The sequence below is a fragment of the Amycolatopsis sp. NPDC114484 genome, assembly GCF_055633755.1.
Genome location: NZ_JBVKDQ010000005.1, coordinates 388,274 through 404,956 on the forward strand (window position 1 = coordinate 388,274; position 16,683 = coordinate 404,956).

Below are 16,683 nucleotides of genomic sequence, written 5' to 3' on the forward strand. Positions count from 1 at the left end.
ACGCACGTGACGATTTCCACGCAGCTCCACGACAACGGCACCTTCGTGGTCACCATGGACTACCCGCCGGTGAACGCCCTGCCGGTCGCCGGATGGTTCCGCCTCGCCGAAACCGTGCGGGAGGCGGGCGAGGACCCGGCGGTGCACGTCGTCCTGCTCCGAGCCGAGGGCCGCGGCTTCAACGCCGGCGTCGACATCAAGGAAATGCAGCGCACCACCGGTTTCGACGCCCTCGTCGGCGCGAACCGCGGCTGTTACCTGGCATTCAAGGCGATCTACGAATGCGCCGTGCCGGTGATCGCCGCGGTGAACGGCTTCTGCCTCGGCGGCGGCGTCGGGCTGGTCGGCAACTGCGACACGATCATCGCCGCCGACGACGCGTACTTCGGCGTCCCCGAGGTGGACCGCGGCGCCCTCGGCGCGGCGACCCACCTCGCCAGGCTGGTCCCCCAGCACCTGATGCGCACGCTGTACTTCACCAGCCGCACCATCGCGGCGAACGACCTGGTACAGCACGGCTCGGTACTGGAAACCGTGCCGGCCGCCGATCTGCACGACGCCGCGCTCGCCCTGGCCGCCGAGGTGGCCGCGAAGGACCCGCGCGTCATCCGGGCCGCCAAAGCCGCGCTGAACGGCATCGACCCGATCGACGTCAACCGCAGCTACCGTTACGAACAGGGCTACACCTTCGAACTCAACCTCGTCGGAGCCGCCGACGAACACCGCGACGCCTTCGTCGCCACCGGCCGCCCGGCGAACGACTGACCTCTCGAGGAGACCCGTGCCTCTCCGCACCCCGCTCACCGAGCTGACCGGCGTAACCCACCCGATCGTGCAGACCGGCATGGGCTGGGTCGCCGGCCCGCGCCTGGTGTCCGCGACCGCCAACGCCGGCGCCCTGGGCATCCTCGCCTCCGCGACGATGACCTACGACGAGCTCGACCACGCCATCAAGGAAGTCAAACAGCGCACGGACAAACCCTTCGGCGTAAACCTGCGCGCCGACGCGGGCGACGCCACCGAACGCGCCGAACTGCTGATACAGCACGGCGTCAAGGTGGCATCCTTCGCCCTGGCCCCCAAAAAAGACCTGATCGCCCGCTTGAAGGACCACGGCCTGGTCGTGATGCCCACAGTCGGCGCCGCACGCCACGCCGAAAAGGTCGCCTCCTGGGGCGCGGACCTGGTGATGATGCAAGGCGGCGAAGGCGGCGGCCACACCGGTCCCACCGCCACCACCCTGCTGCTGCCATCCGTACTGGACGCAGTTGATATCCCAGTGGTCGCCGCCGGAGGCTTCTTCGACGGCCGCGGCCTAGCCGCCGCCCTGTCCTACGGCGCGGCCGGAATCGGCATGGGCACGCGCTTCCTGCTCACCAGCGACAGCGCGGTCCCGGACGAAATCAAGCGCACCTACCTAGGCTTCGGCCTGGACGGCACCGTCGTCACCACCAAAGCCGACGGCATGCCACACCGCTTGCTGCGCACGCCGTTCATCGAGGGCCTCACGAAGGAAGGCTTCGCGCGGCGAATGACCCGAACCCTGCGCCGGACAACGGATTTCAAGCGATTGAGCGGCCAATCCTGGCCGTCCCTGGTCGCCGACGGCCTGCGCATGAAGCGCGGCAGCGACCGCTCGTGGACGCAAACGATACTGGCCGCGAACACCCCCATGCTGCTCAAAGCAGGCCTGGTAGAAGGCGATACCCGAGCCGGGATGCTGGCCGCCGGGCAGGTAGTCGGCGTAATCGAAGACCTGCCGAGCTGCGCGGAACTGGTGACCCGAATCGTGGACAGCGCACAAGAACGACTGAAGTCCACCTCCGCCCTGCTGGACTGAGTGAGGATCCGAGGACTCTGATTCCCTCAGGGTTCCCCTCACAGACCACACCCACCCCACCGCAACCGGGACGGCGGCAAAGTAATCGGCCACGACGCGGCACCATCCCGACCAGTCGTCCTTCCTGCACGTAGTCCCGAAGAAGAGCGTGACGGTTCGCACTGCTAGCCAACAGCCGGTCAACCGATGCACCAACGCACCCAACTCAACCAAGCACCCACACCACCCCCGCACCCCGATACGAAGCCAAAAATGCAGTCTGCGGGGGCTTGTCAAGGCATCTTTCCCGCCTTGACAAGCCCCCGCAGACTGTCATCACAATCAGCTTCGGGGTGCCCTCTCACAAACGAGGCGCAATGTCGCCCCCAGGCGACGAGCCCCCTCCCTCCTACAAACGCTCCAAAACAGTCACATTAGCCTGCCCCCCACCCTCACACATCACCTGCAGCCCAAACCGCCCCCCACTCCGCTCCAGCTCATGCAGCAAAGTAGTCATCAACCGAGCCCCAGTAGCCCCAATAGGATGCCCCAACGCAATCCCGCCCCCATTCACATTCACCTTCTCATGCGGCACACCGATCTCCCGCATCCACGCCAAAACCACCGGCGCGAACGCCTCATTGCACTCGAACAGATCGATGTCCGCCACAGACATCCCGGTCTTCTCCAACGCCCGCTGAGTAGCCGGGATAGGCGCGGTCAACATCCACACCGGATCCGCGCCATACACGCTGAGGTGATGCACCCGAGCCCGAGGCGTCAACCCATGCTCCGCCACCGCCCGTTCGGACGCGATCAGCAAAGCCCCAGCACCGTCACTGATCTGCGACGCCACCGCGGCCGTGATCGGACTCCCCTCCTCCAACGGCTTGAGCCCGGCCATCTTCTCCGATGTCGTATCCCGGCGCGGCCCTTCGTCCACAGAAAACGACCCCACCGGCACGATCTCCCGTTCGAACCGACCGGAATCGATAGCGGCCGAGGCACGGCGATGGCTCTCCAAGGCGAATTCCTCAAGAGCAGCCCGGGAAAGCCCCCACTTCTCGGCGATCATCCGCGCCGAGCGGAACTGCGAAACTTCCTGATCGCCATACCGGGCCTGCCACCCAGGCGATTCCGCGAACGGCGTGCTGAACCCGAACTGCTGCCCCACCACCATCGCCGAAGAAATCGGAATCGCAGACATATTCTGCACTCCCCCGGCAACAATGAGATCCGCGGTCCCGGACATCACCCCCTGCGCCGCGAAATGCACGGCCTGCTGGCTAGACCCGCACTGCCGGTCGATGGTCACCCCCGGCACGTGCTCCGGAAACCCGGCCACCAGCCACGCAGTCCGAGCGACGTCCCCGGCCTGCGACCCGATCGTGTCGCAACACCCGAACACGACGTCGTCGACCGCACCGGGATCGATGCCGGTCCGCCGGACGAGCGCGGTGATCGCGTGCGCTCCCAGATCAGCGGAATGCACTCCGGCGAGCGACCCGCCACGACGCCCCACCGGAGTGCGAACGGCGTCGACCACATATGCCTCAGGCACGAATCCTCCAGAATCAGGGATGCTGACTGCTCACCGAGACGACTTCACCGGTGAGATAAGACGAATACGCACTAGCGAGAAACACCATCACATTGGCGACTTCCCACGGCTCCGCAGCCCGGCCGAACGCCTCGCGCCCCTTCAGTTCAGTCAGCAACTCGGCGGTCGTGACCTTCTCCAAGAACGGATGCATCGCGAGACTGGGCGAAACCGCGTTGACCCGGATCCCGGAAGGAGCCAAATCCATCGCCGCAGACCGGGTCAACGCCATCACACCCGCCTTAGCCGCCGCGTAATGCGCCTGTCCCTCCTGCGCCCGCCAGCCGATCACCGAAGCGTTGTTGACGATCACCCCGCGGGTACCGCGAGCGATCATCCGCCGAGAAGCCGCACGAATACACCGAAAAGTCCCGGTAAGCGTCACGTCGAGCACCAACGACCATTGCTCGTCGGTCATCTCGGTAATCGAAGCCGTACCGCCAAGACCCGCGTTGTTGACCATGATCTCAACCCCGCCGAACGGCTCCGCGGCGTCCAGCAAAGAAGCGACCTGTTCCTCTTTGGTCACATCACAAACCACCGACGCGACCCGCTCCGCCCCGAACTCCGCCCCCAGCTTGGAAGCCGCCTCAGCGAGCCGTCGCTCATGCGTATCCCCGATAACGACCGCCCGAGCACCTTCCTCCAGGCACCGCCGGGCAACAGCCGCCCCGATCCCCGCCCCTGCCGCCGCAGTCACCACAACCACGCGCTCGGCAAGCAACCCGTGCCCCGGCACATAATCCGGCGCAGGCTGTTCCGGTTTAACACTCACGGTCGCGGCTCCTTAGGCAAGCCAAGCACCCGCTCGGCGATGATGTTTCGCTGAATTTCGTCCGACCCGCCGTAAATCGTGTCGGCCCGGCTGAACAAGAAAAGCGTCTGCTGAGCGTCCAGATCGTAAGAACCGGCCGCAGTCAAGGCAGAACCCCCGCGGACGTCCATCGCCAGTTCCCCCAGCTCCCGATGCCACCGAGCCCACAACAGCTTCGACACCGAAGCCTCCGGCCCCTGCGACCCGGCCTCGTACGCGCTGAGCGTCCGCAACGCATGCACCCGCAGCACTTCGAGGCCCACCGATGCCTGCGCCAGCCGATCCCGCACCACCGGATCGTCATAGCGCCCATTCGCCTTGGCAGTAGCCACAATCCCGGCCAGCTCCCGGGCGAACCCGACTTGCTGCCCGATAGTCGACACCCCGCGCTCGAACCCGAGCGTCGCCATCGCGACCCGCCACCCGTCCCCCGGCGCGCCGACGACCAGCGAATCCTCAGTCCGGGCCCCGTCGAAGAAGACCTCGTTGAACTCGCTGGTCCCGGTCAACTGCCGGATCGGCCGCACCTCGACCCCGGGCTGGTCCATCGGCACCAGCAGATACGACAACCCGGCGTGCCGCCGGGAACCCGCCTCGGTCCGCACCACCGCGAAACACCACTGCGCGTGCTGAGCCAGCGACGTCCAGATCTTCTGCCCGTCGATCACCCACTCGCCGCCGTCCAGCCGCGCGCGCGTGCGCACCCCGGCAAGGTCCGAGCCCGCGCCAGGCTCGGAATAGCCCTGGCACCACAGCTCGGCGACCCCGACGATCCCCGGCAGGAACCGCCGCCGCTGCTCATCCGTGCCGTGCGCGATCAACGTCGGCCCGAGCAGCTCTTCGCCAAGGTGATTGACCCGAGCAGGCGCATCGGAGCGCGCGTACTCCTCGTGGAAGATCACCTGCCGCAGCAGGCTCAGCCCGCGCCCGCCGTACTCGACCGGCCAGCCGAGGCACGTCCAGCCGTGCGCCGCCAGGTGCTGGTTCCACGCCTGCCGCTCCTCCGGCGCCTCGTGCTCGCGCCCGGACCCGCCGAGGCCCTTCAGCGCGGCGAACTCGCCGGCGAGGTGGTCGCCGAGCCACTCGCGCACGTCGGCGCGGAACTGCTCGTCCTCGGGGGTGTAGCGAAGATCCACCCGTCCTCCTGGTCCGCCGGTGCCGGTCCCGCCACGCTACCAAACCAAGCACTTGTTTGGTAGCATCGCCGCCGAACCGAGAAGGAGTGATGCGCGTTGAGCGGAACCGAAGAAAGCACCGACGAGCAGGTCGTGACGTACGAGGTGCGCGGTCCGGTCGCGGTCGTCACGCTGAACCGGCCGCAGTACCGCAACGCGCAGAACTCGAAGATGACCTACGCGCTGGACGCCGCGTTCACGAAGGCGGTGGACGACGCGGACGTCAAGGCGATCGTGCTGGCGGGCAACGGCAAGCACTTCTGCGCCGGGCACGACATCGGCACCCCCGGGCGCGACATCGACCAGAGCTTCGAGCGCAAAGCGGTCATCTGGTGGGACCACACCGACCGGGCGGGCGTCGATTCGCGCTTCGCCCGCGAGTCGGAGGTCTACCTCGGCATGTGCCGGCGCTGGCGGGAGATCCCGAAGCCGGTGATCGCGATGGTGCAGGGCGCGTGCATCGCGGGTGGCCTGATGCTCGCGTGGTCGTGCGATTTCATCGTGGCCTCCGACGACGCGTTCTTCTCCGACCCGGTCGTGCGGATGGGCATCCCGGGCGTCGAATACTTCGCGCATCCGTGGGTGATGAACCCGCGCGCGGCGAAGGAATTCCTCTACACCGGCGACCGGTTCGGCGCGGACCGCGCGCAGGCGCTCGGCATGGTCAACCACGTGGTGCCGCGCGCCGAGCTCGAAGAGGCGACGTTCGCGATCGCCGAGCGGATCGCGCAGATGCCGCAACTGGGTCTGGCGCTGACGAAGAAGGCGGTCAACCAGGCCGAAGACCTGATGGGCATGCGGTCCGGAATGGACTCTGTGTTCGGCCTGCACCACGCCGCGCACGCGCACAACGCCGAGCTGGACACCGATTCTCTCGCCGGGCTCGACGCGCGGTCGATGGCGAAGGCCAACAAGAAAGCCGCGGGAGAGTCATGAGCCCGGAATTCACCGCTGCGGAAGAAGAGTTCCGCGCGGAGGCTCGCGCCTGGCTGGAGGAAAACAGCCCCGGCCCGCTGCGGTCGATGGACACCGAAGACGGCGCTCGCGCGCACCGCGAGTGGGAGGCGAAGCTCGCCGAGGGCCGGTGGTCCGTGGTCACCTGGCCCGCCGAGTACGGCGGCCGCAACGCGACGCTGACCGAGTGGGTGCTGTTCGAGGAGGAGTACTACCTCAGCGGCGCGCCGACCCGGATCGCGCAGAACGGCATCTCGCTGCTGGCCCCGATCATCTTCGAACACGGCACCGACGACCAGCGCCAGAGGCACCTGCCGCGCACCGCCAACGGCACCCGGATCTGGGCGCAGGCCTGGTCCGAACCCGAAGCGGGCAGCGACCTCGCCGGGATCCGCAGCACCGCCGTCCGCGACGCCGAACGCGGCGGCTGGGTCCTCAACGGACAGAAGATCTGGAGCTCCCGCGCCCCGTTCGCCGACTGGGGTTTCGGCCTGTTCCGCTCCGACCCCGAAGCCGAACGGCATCGCGGTCTCACCTACTTCCTGTTCCCGCTCGATTCCGACGGCGTCACCGTCCGGCCGATCGCACAGCTCGACGGCGACTGCGGTTTCGCCGAGATCTTCTTCGACGACGTCTTCGTGCCTGATCAGGACGTGCTCGGCGGGGTCGGCGACGGCTGGCGCGTCGCGATGAGCACAGCGGGCAACGAACGCGGCCTGTCGCTGCGTTCGCCGGGGCGGTTCCTCGCGGCGGCGGACCGGCTGCTGGACCTCTGGGCCGAGCGCGGCTCCGAGGCCCCGCACCTGCGGGATCGGGTGGCCGACGCCTGGATCAAGGCCGAGTCCTACCGGCTCTACACCTGGGACACCGTCGACCACGTGCAGAACGGCGGCGACGTCGGCGCGGCGGGCAGCGTGAACAAGCTCTTCTGGACCGGGCTCGACCTCGGCATCCAGGAAACGGCGCTGGACCTGCTCGGCCCGGACCAGGAGCTGCTCGGCCCCGGCGCGACGGCCGACGGGGGCTGGATGGAGGACTACCTCTTCGCCCTCGGCGGCCCGATCTACGCCGGCACCAACGAAATCCAGCGCAACATCGTCGCGGAACGGCTGCTCGGCCTCCCCCGCGGCGACCGCAGGAAGGCACAAGCATGAAGTTCCGGCTGTCCGCCGAACAGCGCGCGTTCGCCGAAGCGCTGGACGCCCTGCTGGGCGCGGCCGACGTCCCCGGCGTCAACCGGTCCTGGGCGGCCAAGCGGCCGGAATCCGGGCTGTTGCTGTGGAAGCAGCTGGCCGAGCTGGGGGTCACAGCGCTTGGTGTGCCCGAGGAACACGGCGGCGTCGATGGGACACCGGTCGATCTGATCGTGGCCTTCGAGCGCCTCGGGTACCACGGCGTCCCGGGTCCGGTGATCGAGTCGATCGCCGCCGCACCCGCGCTGCTCACGGACGCTTCGTTGCTGTCCGCGCTCGCCGCTGGGGACTCGGTGGTGACTTTCGCGAGCGCGCCAATGACGCCGTACGCGCTGGACGCTGATGTCGCGACGGATGTCTTCGTGGTCGGCGATTCCTTGTCCCGGGCGGAAATCGGCCGATCGCTGGAGTCGGTTGACCCGTCTCGGCATCTGTTCGAGGTGACCGCCGCGGCCGAGGTTCAGCCGCTCTCCCCGGAAAAGCGCGCACAGGCGCTCGACCTCGCCAGCCTCGCCTGCGCGGCAGAGTTGCTCGGCTGCGGCGAGCGAATGCTGGCCGACACAGTCGCCTACCTCGGCCAACGACGGCAATTCGGCCGCGTGATCGGCGAGTACCAAGCGCTCAAGCACGCCGCCGCAGACGTCCGGGTGGCGCTCGATTTCGCCCGCCCGCTGCTGCTCGGCGCGGCCCGCGAGCCCAGCGCCCGCGCGATCTCGGCGGCGAAGGTCGCGACGTCGGACGCGGCCCAGCTCGCCGCGCGCACCGGACTGCAGCTGCACGGCGCGATCGGCTACACGCTCGAATGCGATCTGAGCCTGTGGCTGTTGCGCGTCCGGGCGCTCGTGGGCTGTTGGGGCACGCCCGGCGTACACCGCGCGCGGGTGCTGGAGAGCCTGATGAGGGGCCGCTGATGCACTTCGCGCTGACCGACGAGCAGCGGGAACTCGCCGCTGCCGTCCGCGGGCTGGTCCAGCGACGAGCCGCGAAGACCGATCTGCGGGCGGCGATCGATTCGCCGACCGGATACGACGCCGAACTGTGGTCCGCGTTGTGCGAGCAGATCGGTGTCGCGGCGCTGGCCATCCCCGAGGAGTACGGCGGGGGCGGATTCAGCCTGTTCGAAACACATGTCGTACTGGAGGAGCTGGGCGCGAGCCTGACCCCGTCGCCGCTGCTGGGGTCCGGAGTGCTTGCCGCGCAAGCATTGCTGGCCGCGGAAGCGCCTGAGCTGCTCCCCGAAATCGCTGCCGGCGAGGTCGTCGCGCTGGCCTGGGCGGATCGTGCCGGACGGCATCGAACCGACGGTTCGGACGTGGTCGCGTCCTCCGGCGTCCTGAACGGCACCGCGACTTTGGTGCTGGACGGCGCACAGGCATCTCACCTGCTCGTGGTTGCCATGGCAGACGGACGCCCCGCGCTGTTTCAAGCCGCCGCGACCGCTGAAGCGACCCCAGCGGTCGACCAGACGCTCCGGTTCGCCCAGGTCGAGTTCCGCGACACCCCGGCGACGTTGCTCGCGGAGGACTTCGCCAAAGCGCTCCCCCGGCTGCACGCCATCGCCGCGATCGCTTGCACCGCACTGCAAGTCGGCGGCGCACAGTCCTGTTTGGACCGTACGGTCGCGCACCTCAAGGAGCGCGAACAGTTCGGCCGTCCGCTCGGCTCCTTCCAGGCGTTGAAACATCGGGTCGCGGACATGCTGGTGCAGGTCGAAACCGCGCGCTCGATCTCGTGGGCGGCCGGGTTCGCGGCAGGCAACGGCGACGATCTCGTCCGGCAGGCGGCGTACGCGAAATCCTGGTGCAGCGAAGCATTCACCGCGGTAGCGGCCGAAACCGTCCAGCTGCACGGCGGAATCGCGATCACCTGGGAGCACGACGCCCAGCTGTACTTCAAACGAGCGCACGCGCTGGCGCACCTCTTCGGCGACGCTCGCGAACACCGGACGCGGCTATGATCCACCACGTCGGAATCACCGTGCACGACCTCGCCGCGTCGACCGGGTTCTACCGAGATTTGCTCGGCGGCAGCGTCGAAGGGCCGTTCGAGCGCAGCGGTCCGCGGATCGACGAGGTCACCGGATATCCCGGAGTGATCGTGCGCCAAAGCTTCGTGTCCGCCGACGACGGCGACACGGTGGTCGAGCTGCTGCAGTACGAAAACGGGTCGCCGACGCGGATCGACCCGGACCACGGGCAGGCAGGCGCCGCGCACGTCGCGATCACCGTCGACGACCTGGACGCGACGCTGGAAAGGCTGCGCGGACGCGGGGTCGCGGCGGTGTCGGAGCCGATCGTCACCAGCCATCCGATGGCCGGCTGCCGCGCGGTGTACGTGCTCGACCCGGACCGGGTCCGCGTCGAACTGGTGCAACTGCCCGGCTGAGCGGAACAACACTGGAGGAACGAATGGGCGGCAAGTCCATGACGCTGGACGGCGTCACCGAGTACGTCCGGTCCGGCATGACCGTCGGGATCGGCGGATGGGGGTCGCGGCGCAAGCCGATGGCGATGGTGCGCGAACTGCTGCGCAGCGACGTCGAAGACCTCACGCTGGTCACGTTCGGCGGGCCCGAAGTCGGACTGCTGTGCGCGGCGGGCAAGGTGCGCCGGGTGATCTACGGGTTCGTCTCGCTCGACACGATCCCGCTCGACCCGCATTTCCGCGCCGCGCGCGAGGGCGGCCGGGTCGAGACGACCGAGTACGACGAGGGCATGTTCGTCGCCGCGCTGCGGGCGGGCGCCAACCGGCTGTCGTTCCTGCCGACGCGCTCCGGGCTGGAAAGCGACGTGCTGCTGATGAACCCGGAGCTGCGGACCGTCGCGTCGCCTTATGACGACGACGTCTACCTCGCGGTGCCCGCGGTGCGCCCGGACGTCTCGCTGCTGCACCTCAACCGCAGCGACACCCTCGGCAACGGCCAGTTCCTCGGCCCCGACCCGTACTTCGACGATCTGTTCGCGATGGCGTCGGAAAAGACGCTGCTGAGCGTCGAGAAGATCGTGGACACCGAGGACCTCACCGCCACCGAACGATCGACGTCGCTGCTGATCAGCCGGATGTTCGTGAACGGCGTGATCGAGGCCCCGAACGGCGCGCACTTCACGTCGTGCGACCCGGATTACGGCCGCGACGAGGCGTTCCAGCGGCATTACGCGCAGTCGGCGCAGGACGAGGTCTCGTGGAAGCAGTTCCGCGAGACCTTCCTGACCGGCGACGAGGCCAGCTACCACGAAGCAGTGCGCGCCTTCCACCGCGCGACCGAGAAGGAGTCCGCATGAATGCCCCCGCGACCCGCGCCGAGGTCTGCGTCGCCGCGTGCTCCGACGCGTGGCGCGGCTCCGGCGAGGTGCTGGCCCACGCGGTCGGCACGGTCCCGGCGATCAGCGCGCGGCTGGCCCGCCTCACCCACTCCCCCGAACTGGTGCTGTCCGACGGCGAATGCCACTTCATGGCCGACCCGCCGCCGCTGGGCAAGACCGCCGCGGCCGGCGGCACCGTCGAGGGCTGGGCGCCGTTCGGCCGGATCTTCGACATCCTCAACACCGGGCGCAGGCATTCGATGATGGGCGCGAGCCAGATCGACCGGTTCGGCAACCAGAACATCTCGCTGATCGGCGACTGGCGGAAACCGAAACGCCAGCTGATCGGCATGCGCGGCGCGCCGGGCAACACGGTCAACCACCGCACCGACTACTGGGTGAGCCGGCATTCGAGCCGGGTGTTCGTGGACCGGGTCGACATCGTGTCCGGCGTCGGCAACGACCGGGCCCGCGCGCACCCCTCGACGGCGCTGCGGTTCCACGACCTCGGCGTGGTGGTGACCGACCTGGCGGTGCTCGACTACGACGAGGACGGACGGCTGAAGGTGCGTTCGCTGCACCCGGGCGTCACCGAGGACGAGGTGCGCTCGAACACCGGCTTCGAGCTGGACTTCAGCGGAGCCGGGGTGTCCCGGGAGCCCGACGAGCACGAGCTGGACCTGATCCGCACCGTGCTCGATCCATTGGACGCCCGGGATCGAGAGGTCCAAAAGCGAGAGGTCAAGGTGCCCCGGTCCTGAACCGCTCAGCCGGCGAGCAACCCGCCGTACAGCATCGCGAGGTACTGCTCCGCCACGACGTCGTGGCGGAGCTTTCCGCGCGGGTTGTACCAGCGGACCGACGACCAGACGGTGTCCCGGATGAACCGGTAGACCAGGCTCACCTCGAGGTCGTCGCGGAATTCGCCGGTCTCGCGGCCCGCCTGGAGCACGCTGAGCCACAGTTTTTCGATCTTCAGCGACGTCTTCCCGACGAATTCGAAATCGGCGAGACTGCCGACGACGGCCGATTCGTTCTGGTAGAGCGCCACCGCGAACGGCCGCTCGTGAATGGTCGCGAAGGCGGTGTACACCAGCGCGTCGAACTGTTCGCGCGGCGTGCCGTCCTTCCCGGCGATCTCGGTGAACGCGGCCAGCAGGTCGTCCATGAACTCCTTGAGGATCTCGCGGAGCATGTCTTCTTTGGACGCGAAATGGTGGTACAGGCTCCCCGAAAGGATCCCCGCCTCGTCGGCGATGTCGCGGACGGTGGTCTGGGAGTAGCCCCGGGTCGCGAACAGCTGCGCGGCGATGCCCAGCAGCTCTCCGCGCCGGGTGCCGCCGTTTTTCGCCGGAGCCCGGCCGGTTCGCGGAGTCATCGCATGGATCCCTTCCTGCCCGCTGCTTTCCCCTATGCTACCGAACAAGCACTTGTTCAGTGAGGAGACCCGCGTGTCGACGCCTCGCACGATTCCCGCTCTGCTCGACGAAGCCGCCCGCCGCCACGGCGACGCACCGGCCGTGGTCGACGGTACGACACAGCTGTCCTGGACCGGATTGCGGGAGCGGGTACGCACCGTTTCCCGCGCGCTGGCCGCGGTCGGCGTCCAGTCCGGCGACCGGGTCGCGGTGTGGTCGCCGAACCGCGTCGAGTTCATTCTGACGTTCCTGGGCGCGCAGTGCCTCGGCGCGGCGCTGGTGCCGATCAACACCCGGTACCGCGGCGAGGAAGCCCGGGTGGTGCTGGAGCGGTCCGGTGCTTCGGTGCTGGTGCTGTGCAACGGGTTTCTCGGCAACGACTATCTCGCGATGCTGACCGAGGCCGCTTCCCGTTCCGGTTCCGGCGGTTCCGGCGTGGTGCCCGGGCTTCCGCGGCTGCACACCGTGGTCGACCTCGGTTCGGATGGCGTTGCGTTGCCGTGGAACGAATTCCTCGCCGGTGCGGAGTCGGTCTCGACCGTCGATGAATCGTCGGTGACTCCTTCCGCGGTGGCGGACATTCTGTACACCTCGGGCACCACCGGCGTTCCCAAAGGCGTGATGAGCACGCACGCCCAGACGATCGGTGTCGCGGACGTGTGGGCGAAGGGCGCTTCGCTCACTCCAGCCGACAATTACGCGATCGTGAATCCGTTCTTTCACTCCTTCGGCTACAAAGCCGGGGTGGTCGCGGCGATCACCGCGGGCACGACGATCTACCCGGTGCTGACCTTCGACCCGGTCGCGTTGATGGAGCTAGTCCAGCGAGTCGGTATCTCAGTGCTGCCCGGTGCGCCCACCATCTTCACCACCCTGATCAACCACCCGCGCCGCGCCGAGTTCGACTTGTCGTCGCTGCGCTTCGCGATCGCCGGCGCGGCTTCAGTGCCGGAGAACCTGTTCTCGGACATGCTGGAAATCCTCGGCTTCGAGCAGGTCGCGCAGGCGTACGGGCTCACCGAATGCGTCGTGGCGACCCAGTCGCGGCCGAACGAGGACCCGCGGCACGTCGCGCACACGACCGGTCCGGCAGTGCCAGGGCTGGAGATCCGGGCGGTCGACGGCGAGGGCAAGGACGTCCCGGTCGGCGCCGACGGCGAGATCCTCATCCGGGGCGAGTTCGTGATGCTCGGCTACTTCGACGACCCGGCCGCGACCGCGGCGGCGATCGACGCCGACGGATGGCTGCACACCGGCGACGTCGGGCAGCTGGACGAGCACGGGTGCGTCAAGATCACCGGACGGCTCAAGGACATGTTCACCGTGGGCGGGTTCAACGTGTACCCGGCCGAGGTGGAGAACGTGCTGAGCACGCATCCCGACGTCGTGGAGGCCGCGGTGATCGGCGTGGACGACGAGCGGATGGGCTCGGTGGGCCGCGCTTACGTGACGCTGTGGGCCGGGGTCGAGCTGGATCCGGCGGCACTGCGCGAGTACTGCCGGGAGCGGCTGGCGAACTTCAAGGTGCCGCGGGAGTTCGTGGCGATCGCGGAGCTGCCGCGGAACGCCAGCGGGAAGATCGTGAAGCGGGAGCTGGGCTGACGCTCTTCGCGGCCGCTTTCCCTTGAAACATCCGCCACCATGCACGGAAAGCCGTCCTGGATCGTGGCAGGTTCACCGGCGACTCAGCGGAGCGGATTCGGGCGTAGTAGCACGGAAAGTCCGGCCGAGTTCGGATCCCCGGCCCACGTAGTGGCGGAAGACGTAGAACAGCGGCTCCCAAGCTTCAACACGGATATGCCGGAGATCCGGTTCGGCGAGCGCGGGATGGACGTGCACCCGGAGCACCTCGGCCTCGACGATGCCCAGCGCGGGATCGCCGGGATGGCGCGCGGCGGTCACCCGGCACTCGACTTGGAGCGGGCATTCCGCGACCCGGTCCACCGCGACGAGGTCGGCCGGGACCGGGGTGAGGCGGGCGGCGCCGAATTTGTCCCGCTCGGTCCGGAACTGGCCGGCCTTGTGCATCGGCACGACGGGAGCGCCGGTCACCCCGGCCAAGCGCTCGACGGCGGGCCACAACTCGGCGCTCGGGTAGTTCAGCACGCAGTCCGGCCGGTCGCGCAGGTTGGCGAAGGTGTGGCCGGTGCTGCCGAAGCCGAGCACGGCGGTGCGGCCGAGCACCCACGCCGACGACATCGGGGCCAGGTTGGTCGTCCCTTCGGCGTTCGCGCTGGACACCAACACGACGGGGGTGCCGGGGTAGAGCACCGGCGGGTCGATCACGACGGAATCCATGACTGCATCCTGTCGGCGGGACGGTTCGGTGAGCGCCGAACCGTCCCGCCGACAGGAGCGAAGGCGCGGTACCGGCCCCTTCCCGGAGCCTGCGCCCGGCAGTTAAACGAGCCGCTCCAGCACCATCGCCATGCCCTGTCCGCCCGCCGCGCACATGGTCTCCAGCCCGAAGGTCGCGTCGTTCGCCTGGAGACCGTGCAGCAGAGTCGTCGCCATCCGCGCTCCGGTCGAGCCGAACGGGTGGCCCAGCGCGATCGCCCCGCCGTGCACGTTGACGCGGTCGAGGTCGAGGCTCAGCTGATCCACGCACGGCAGCACCTGCGCGGCGAAGGCTTCGTTCATCTCGACCAGGCCGATGTCCTTAACGGACAGTCCGGCCCGGCCCAGCGCCTGCTGGCTCGCTTCGACCGGCCCGAGCCCCATGATCTCCGGGCTCAACGCGGACACTCCCGTGGCGACGATCCGCGCCAACGGCTGAATGCCCAGCTCGCGCGCCCGGACGTCGCTCATCACCACGAGCGCGGCCGCCCCGTCATTGAGCGGACAGCAGTTTGCCGCGGTAACCGTCCCGTCTGGCCGGAACACCGGCTTGAGTTGAGATACTTTCTCCAGCGTCACGCCCGCCCGCGGACCGTCGTCGGTGGACACCACCGTGCCGTCCGGCAAGGTCACCGGCGTGATGTCCTTCTGCCAGAACTCCCCCGCCGCCTCGGCGAGGTTCTGGCTGCGCACCGCGAACGCGTCCTGGTCCTCTCGAGACACTCCACAATGGTCAGCGACGTTTTCCGCGGTCTCGCCCATCGCGATGTAGACGTCCGGTAGCGCACCGTCTTTCCGCGGGTCCGTCCACTGCAGACCGCCGCCCGCGCGCTTCTCGGTCACAGCCATCGCGTCGGCGTACAACGGATTCTTCGTATCCGGCATGCCGTCGGCTTTGCCTTGGGAGAACCGCGAAACGCACTCGACCCCCGCTGACACGAACACGTCGCCCTCACCGGCGCGGATAGCGTGCATCGCCATTCGCGTGGTCTGCAGCGAAGACGCGCAGTAGCGGTGCACAGTCGTGCCGGGCACCGCGTCGAGGCCGAGCCGCAGCGCGACCATCCGGCCGAGGTTGTACGCCTGTTCCCCGGCCGGTTGCGCGCAGCCGAGCATCAGGTCGTCGATCCGGTCGACCTCCGGGACCGCGGCCAGCGCGGCTCCGGCCATCTGCGCGGCGAGGTCGTCCGGTCGAAGGTCTTTGAGCGAGCCCTTGTACGCCCGCCCGATCGGCGAGCGGGCGGCGGAGACGATCACGGCTTCGGGCACAGCAAGGTCCTCCTCAGGCGTTCGGGGTGTGCTGGAGGAAGGCTGGCCATTCGCCGCCTCCGTCCACATTGAGCACCGCTCCGCTGACATGACTCGCGAGCGGTGAAGCAAGCAGCAAACAGGCCTGGCCGACCTCGGCCGGCGTCGCGAACTGTCCACGCGGGATCGTCCGCGCGACCGCGTCGCGCTGCGCGGGATCGCCGTAGTGATTCTCAGAGCCCGGCGTCTCGACCAGCCCGCAGCTGACCGCGTTGACCCGCACTTGTGGCGCCCACTCCACGGCCAAGCTCGTGGTGAGACTCTCCAGCGCCGCCTTCGCCGCGCCGTACACCGCAGTGCCGGGGCTGGGCCGTCGCGCTGAGATCGACGTGACGTTCACCGCCGAAGCCCCGGGCGTTTCGCGCAGGATCGGATACGCCGCCTGCAGCACGTACGCCGCGGCCAGGAAGTTGAGATCGTTGATCTTGCGATGGAATCGCGGCGAGGCCTCGGCGAACGGGGCGAACGGCGCGCCGCCGGCGTTGTTGACGACGACGTCGAGCCGTCCGTGCCTCTCGCCGATCTCCTCCAGCCACTCGCGGACCTGCTCCGGCTCCCGCACGTCGACCTGCGTGAACCGCGCCTTCCGGCCGCCGGCCTCGCGCAGCTTCCCGGGTTCGGTACGCCCGCAGATCTCGACCTCGGCGCCCGCCTCGAGAAACGTCGCCACGATGCCGTCGCCGACTCCGCGCGCTCCGCCGGTGACGAGGACGACGCGATCGGTCAGGTCGAAGCTGACAGGCATGCTGCTCCTTCTCGCCGG

General features: G+C 68.6%; 17 protein-coding genes. 10 read left to right on the forward strand and 7 right to left on the reverse strand.

Annotated elements, in window-relative coordinates:
- Positions 1 to 6 precede the first annotated feature (6 nt).
- Positions 7 to 765 (forward strand): enoyl-CoA hydratase family protein, encoded by a 759-nt coding sequence (locus tag ACZ7SW_RS16525; RefSeq protein WP_470231244.1) that lies wholly within the window; start codon positions 7 to 9, stop codon positions 763 to 765.
- Positions 766 to 781: 16 nt separating this feature from the next.
- Complete coding sequence (locus ACZ7SW_RS16530) at positions 782 to 1,840, forward strand: NAD(P)H-dependent flavin oxidoreductase (protein WP_470231245.1); 1,059 nt, start codon at positions 782 to 784, stop codon at positions 1,838 to 1,840.
- Positions 1,841 to 2,228: 388 nt separating this feature from the next.
- Here ACZ7SW_RS16530 and ACZ7SW_RS16535 read toward each other — a convergent pair whose 3' ends face one another.
- The 3 genes from ACZ7SW_RS16535 to ACZ7SW_RS16545 are packed head-to-tail and all read right to left on the reverse strand — an operon-like array spanning position 2,229 to position 5,369.
- Entirely contained in the window at positions 2,229 to 3,380 is a 1,152-nt protein-coding gene (locus ACZ7SW_RS16535; protein WP_470231246.1) for an acetyl-CoA C-acetyltransferase, read from the reverse strand.
- Positions 3,381 to 3,393: 13 nt separating this feature from the next.
- Positions 3,394 to 4,194 carry an SDR family oxidoreductase gene (locus ACZ7SW_RS16540; protein WP_470231247.1) on the reverse strand — a complete coding sequence of 267 codons (801 nt, stop codon included), beginning with the start codon at positions 4,192 to 4,194 and terminating at the stop codon, positions 3,394 to 3,396.
- Entirely contained in the window at positions 4,191 to 5,369 is a 1,179-nt protein-coding gene (locus tag ACZ7SW_RS16545; protein WP_470231248.1) for an acyl-CoA dehydrogenase family protein, read from the reverse strand. Before ACZ7SW_RS16545 ends, ACZ7SW_RS16540 begins: the two co-directional genes overlap by 4 nt.
- A 96-nt stretch (positions 5,370 to 5,465) precedes the next feature.
- Here ACZ7SW_RS16545 and ACZ7SW_RS16550 point away from each other — a divergent pair, with 96 nt between their 5' ends.
- Genes ACZ7SW_RS16550 through ACZ7SW_RS16580 form a run of 7 tightly spaced genes read left to right on the forward strand, consistent with a single transcriptional unit; the run spans position 5,466 to position 11,618 of the window.
- Positions 5,466 to 6,344, forward strand: coding sequence for an enoyl-CoA hydratase (locus ACZ7SW_RS16550; protein WP_182893223.1), 879 nt, complete (start codon positions 5,466 to 5,468; stop codon positions 6,342 to 6,344).
- On the forward strand, positions 6,341 to 7,516 hold the full coding sequence (locus ACZ7SW_RS16555) for an acyl-CoA dehydrogenase family protein (protein ID WP_470231249.1): 1,176 nt from the start codon (positions 6,341 to 6,343) through the stop codon (positions 7,514 to 7,516). Before ACZ7SW_RS16550 ends, ACZ7SW_RS16555 begins: the two co-directional genes overlap by 4 nt.
- Positions 7,513 to 8,466, forward strand: a complete 954-nt coding sequence (locus ACZ7SW_RS16560; protein WP_470231250.1) for an acyl-CoA dehydrogenase family protein — start codon at positions 7,513 to 7,515, stop codon at positions 8,464 to 8,466. Before ACZ7SW_RS16555 ends, ACZ7SW_RS16560 begins: the two co-directional genes overlap by 4 nt.
- Positions 8,466 to 9,512 (forward strand): acyl-CoA dehydrogenase family protein, encoded by a 1,047-nt coding sequence (locus ACZ7SW_RS16565; RefSeq protein ID WP_470231251.1) that lies wholly within the window; start codon positions 8,466 to 8,468, stop codon positions 9,510 to 9,512. Before ACZ7SW_RS16560 ends, ACZ7SW_RS16565 begins: the two co-directional genes overlap by 1 nt.
- Complete coding sequence (locus ACZ7SW_RS16570; RefSeq protein WP_470231252.1) at positions 9,509 to 9,940, forward strand: VOC family protein; 432 nt, start codon at positions 9,509 to 9,511, stop codon at positions 9,938 to 9,940. Before ACZ7SW_RS16565 ends, ACZ7SW_RS16570 begins: the two co-directional genes overlap by 4 nt.
- Positions 9,941 to 9,963: 23 nt before the next feature.
- Positions 9,964 to 10,836 (forward strand): CoA transferase subunit A, encoded by an 873-nt coding sequence (locus tag ACZ7SW_RS16575; protein WP_470231253.1) that lies wholly within the window; start codon positions 9,964 to 9,966, stop codon positions 10,834 to 10,836.
- On the forward strand, positions 10,833 to 11,618 hold the full coding sequence (locus ACZ7SW_RS16580) for a CoA-transferase subunit beta (RefSeq protein ID WP_470231254.1): 786 nt from the start codon (positions 10,833 to 10,835) through the stop codon (positions 11,616 to 11,618). Before ACZ7SW_RS16575 ends, ACZ7SW_RS16580 begins: the two co-directional genes overlap by 4 nt.
- Positions 11,619 to 11,623: 5 nt before the next feature.
- On the opposite strand, the gene ACZ7SW_RS16585 is transcribed toward ACZ7SW_RS16580, so the two are convergent.
- Positions 11,624 to 12,235, reverse strand: a complete 612-nt coding sequence (locus tag ACZ7SW_RS16585; protein WP_116202412.1) for a TetR/AcrR family transcriptional regulator — start codon at positions 12,233 to 12,235, stop codon at positions 11,624 to 11,626.
- Between the two features lie 73 nt (positions 12,236 to 12,308).
- On the opposite strand from ACZ7SW_RS16585, the gene ACZ7SW_RS16590 reads away from it, so the two are divergent.
- Positions 12,309 to 13,877, forward strand: coding sequence for an AMP-binding protein (locus tag ACZ7SW_RS16590; protein WP_470231255.1), 1,569 nt, complete (start codon positions 12,309 to 12,311; stop codon positions 13,875 to 13,877).
- 72 nt (positions 13,878 to 13,949) lie between these two features.
- Here the strand turns inward: ACZ7SW_RS16590 and ACZ7SW_RS16595 are convergent, their stop codons facing one another.
- The 3 genes from ACZ7SW_RS16595 to ACZ7SW_RS16605 all read right to left on the reverse strand — a co-directional run bounded on the left by ACZ7SW_RS16595 (position 13,950) and on the right by ACZ7SW_RS16605 (position 16,665).
- Positions 13,950 to 14,573, reverse strand: a complete 624-nt coding sequence (locus ACZ7SW_RS16595) for a flavin reductase family protein (RefSeq protein WP_470231256.1) — start codon at positions 14,571 to 14,573, stop codon at positions 13,950 to 13,952.
- A gap of 102 nt (positions 14,574 to 14,675) precedes the next feature.
- Entirely contained in the window at positions 14,676 to 15,881 is a 1,206-nt protein-coding gene (locus tag ACZ7SW_RS16600; protein ID WP_470231257.1) for an acetyl-CoA C-acetyltransferase, read from the reverse strand.
- Positions 15,882 to 15,894: 13 nt separating this feature from the next.
- Positions 15,895 to 16,665: an SDR family oxidoreductase gene (locus ACZ7SW_RS16605; protein WP_470231258.1), complete on the reverse strand. Its 771-nt coding sequence runs from the start codon at positions 16,663 to 16,665 to the stop codon at positions 15,895 to 15,897.
- Positions 16,666 to 16,683: the final 18 nt, after the last annotated feature.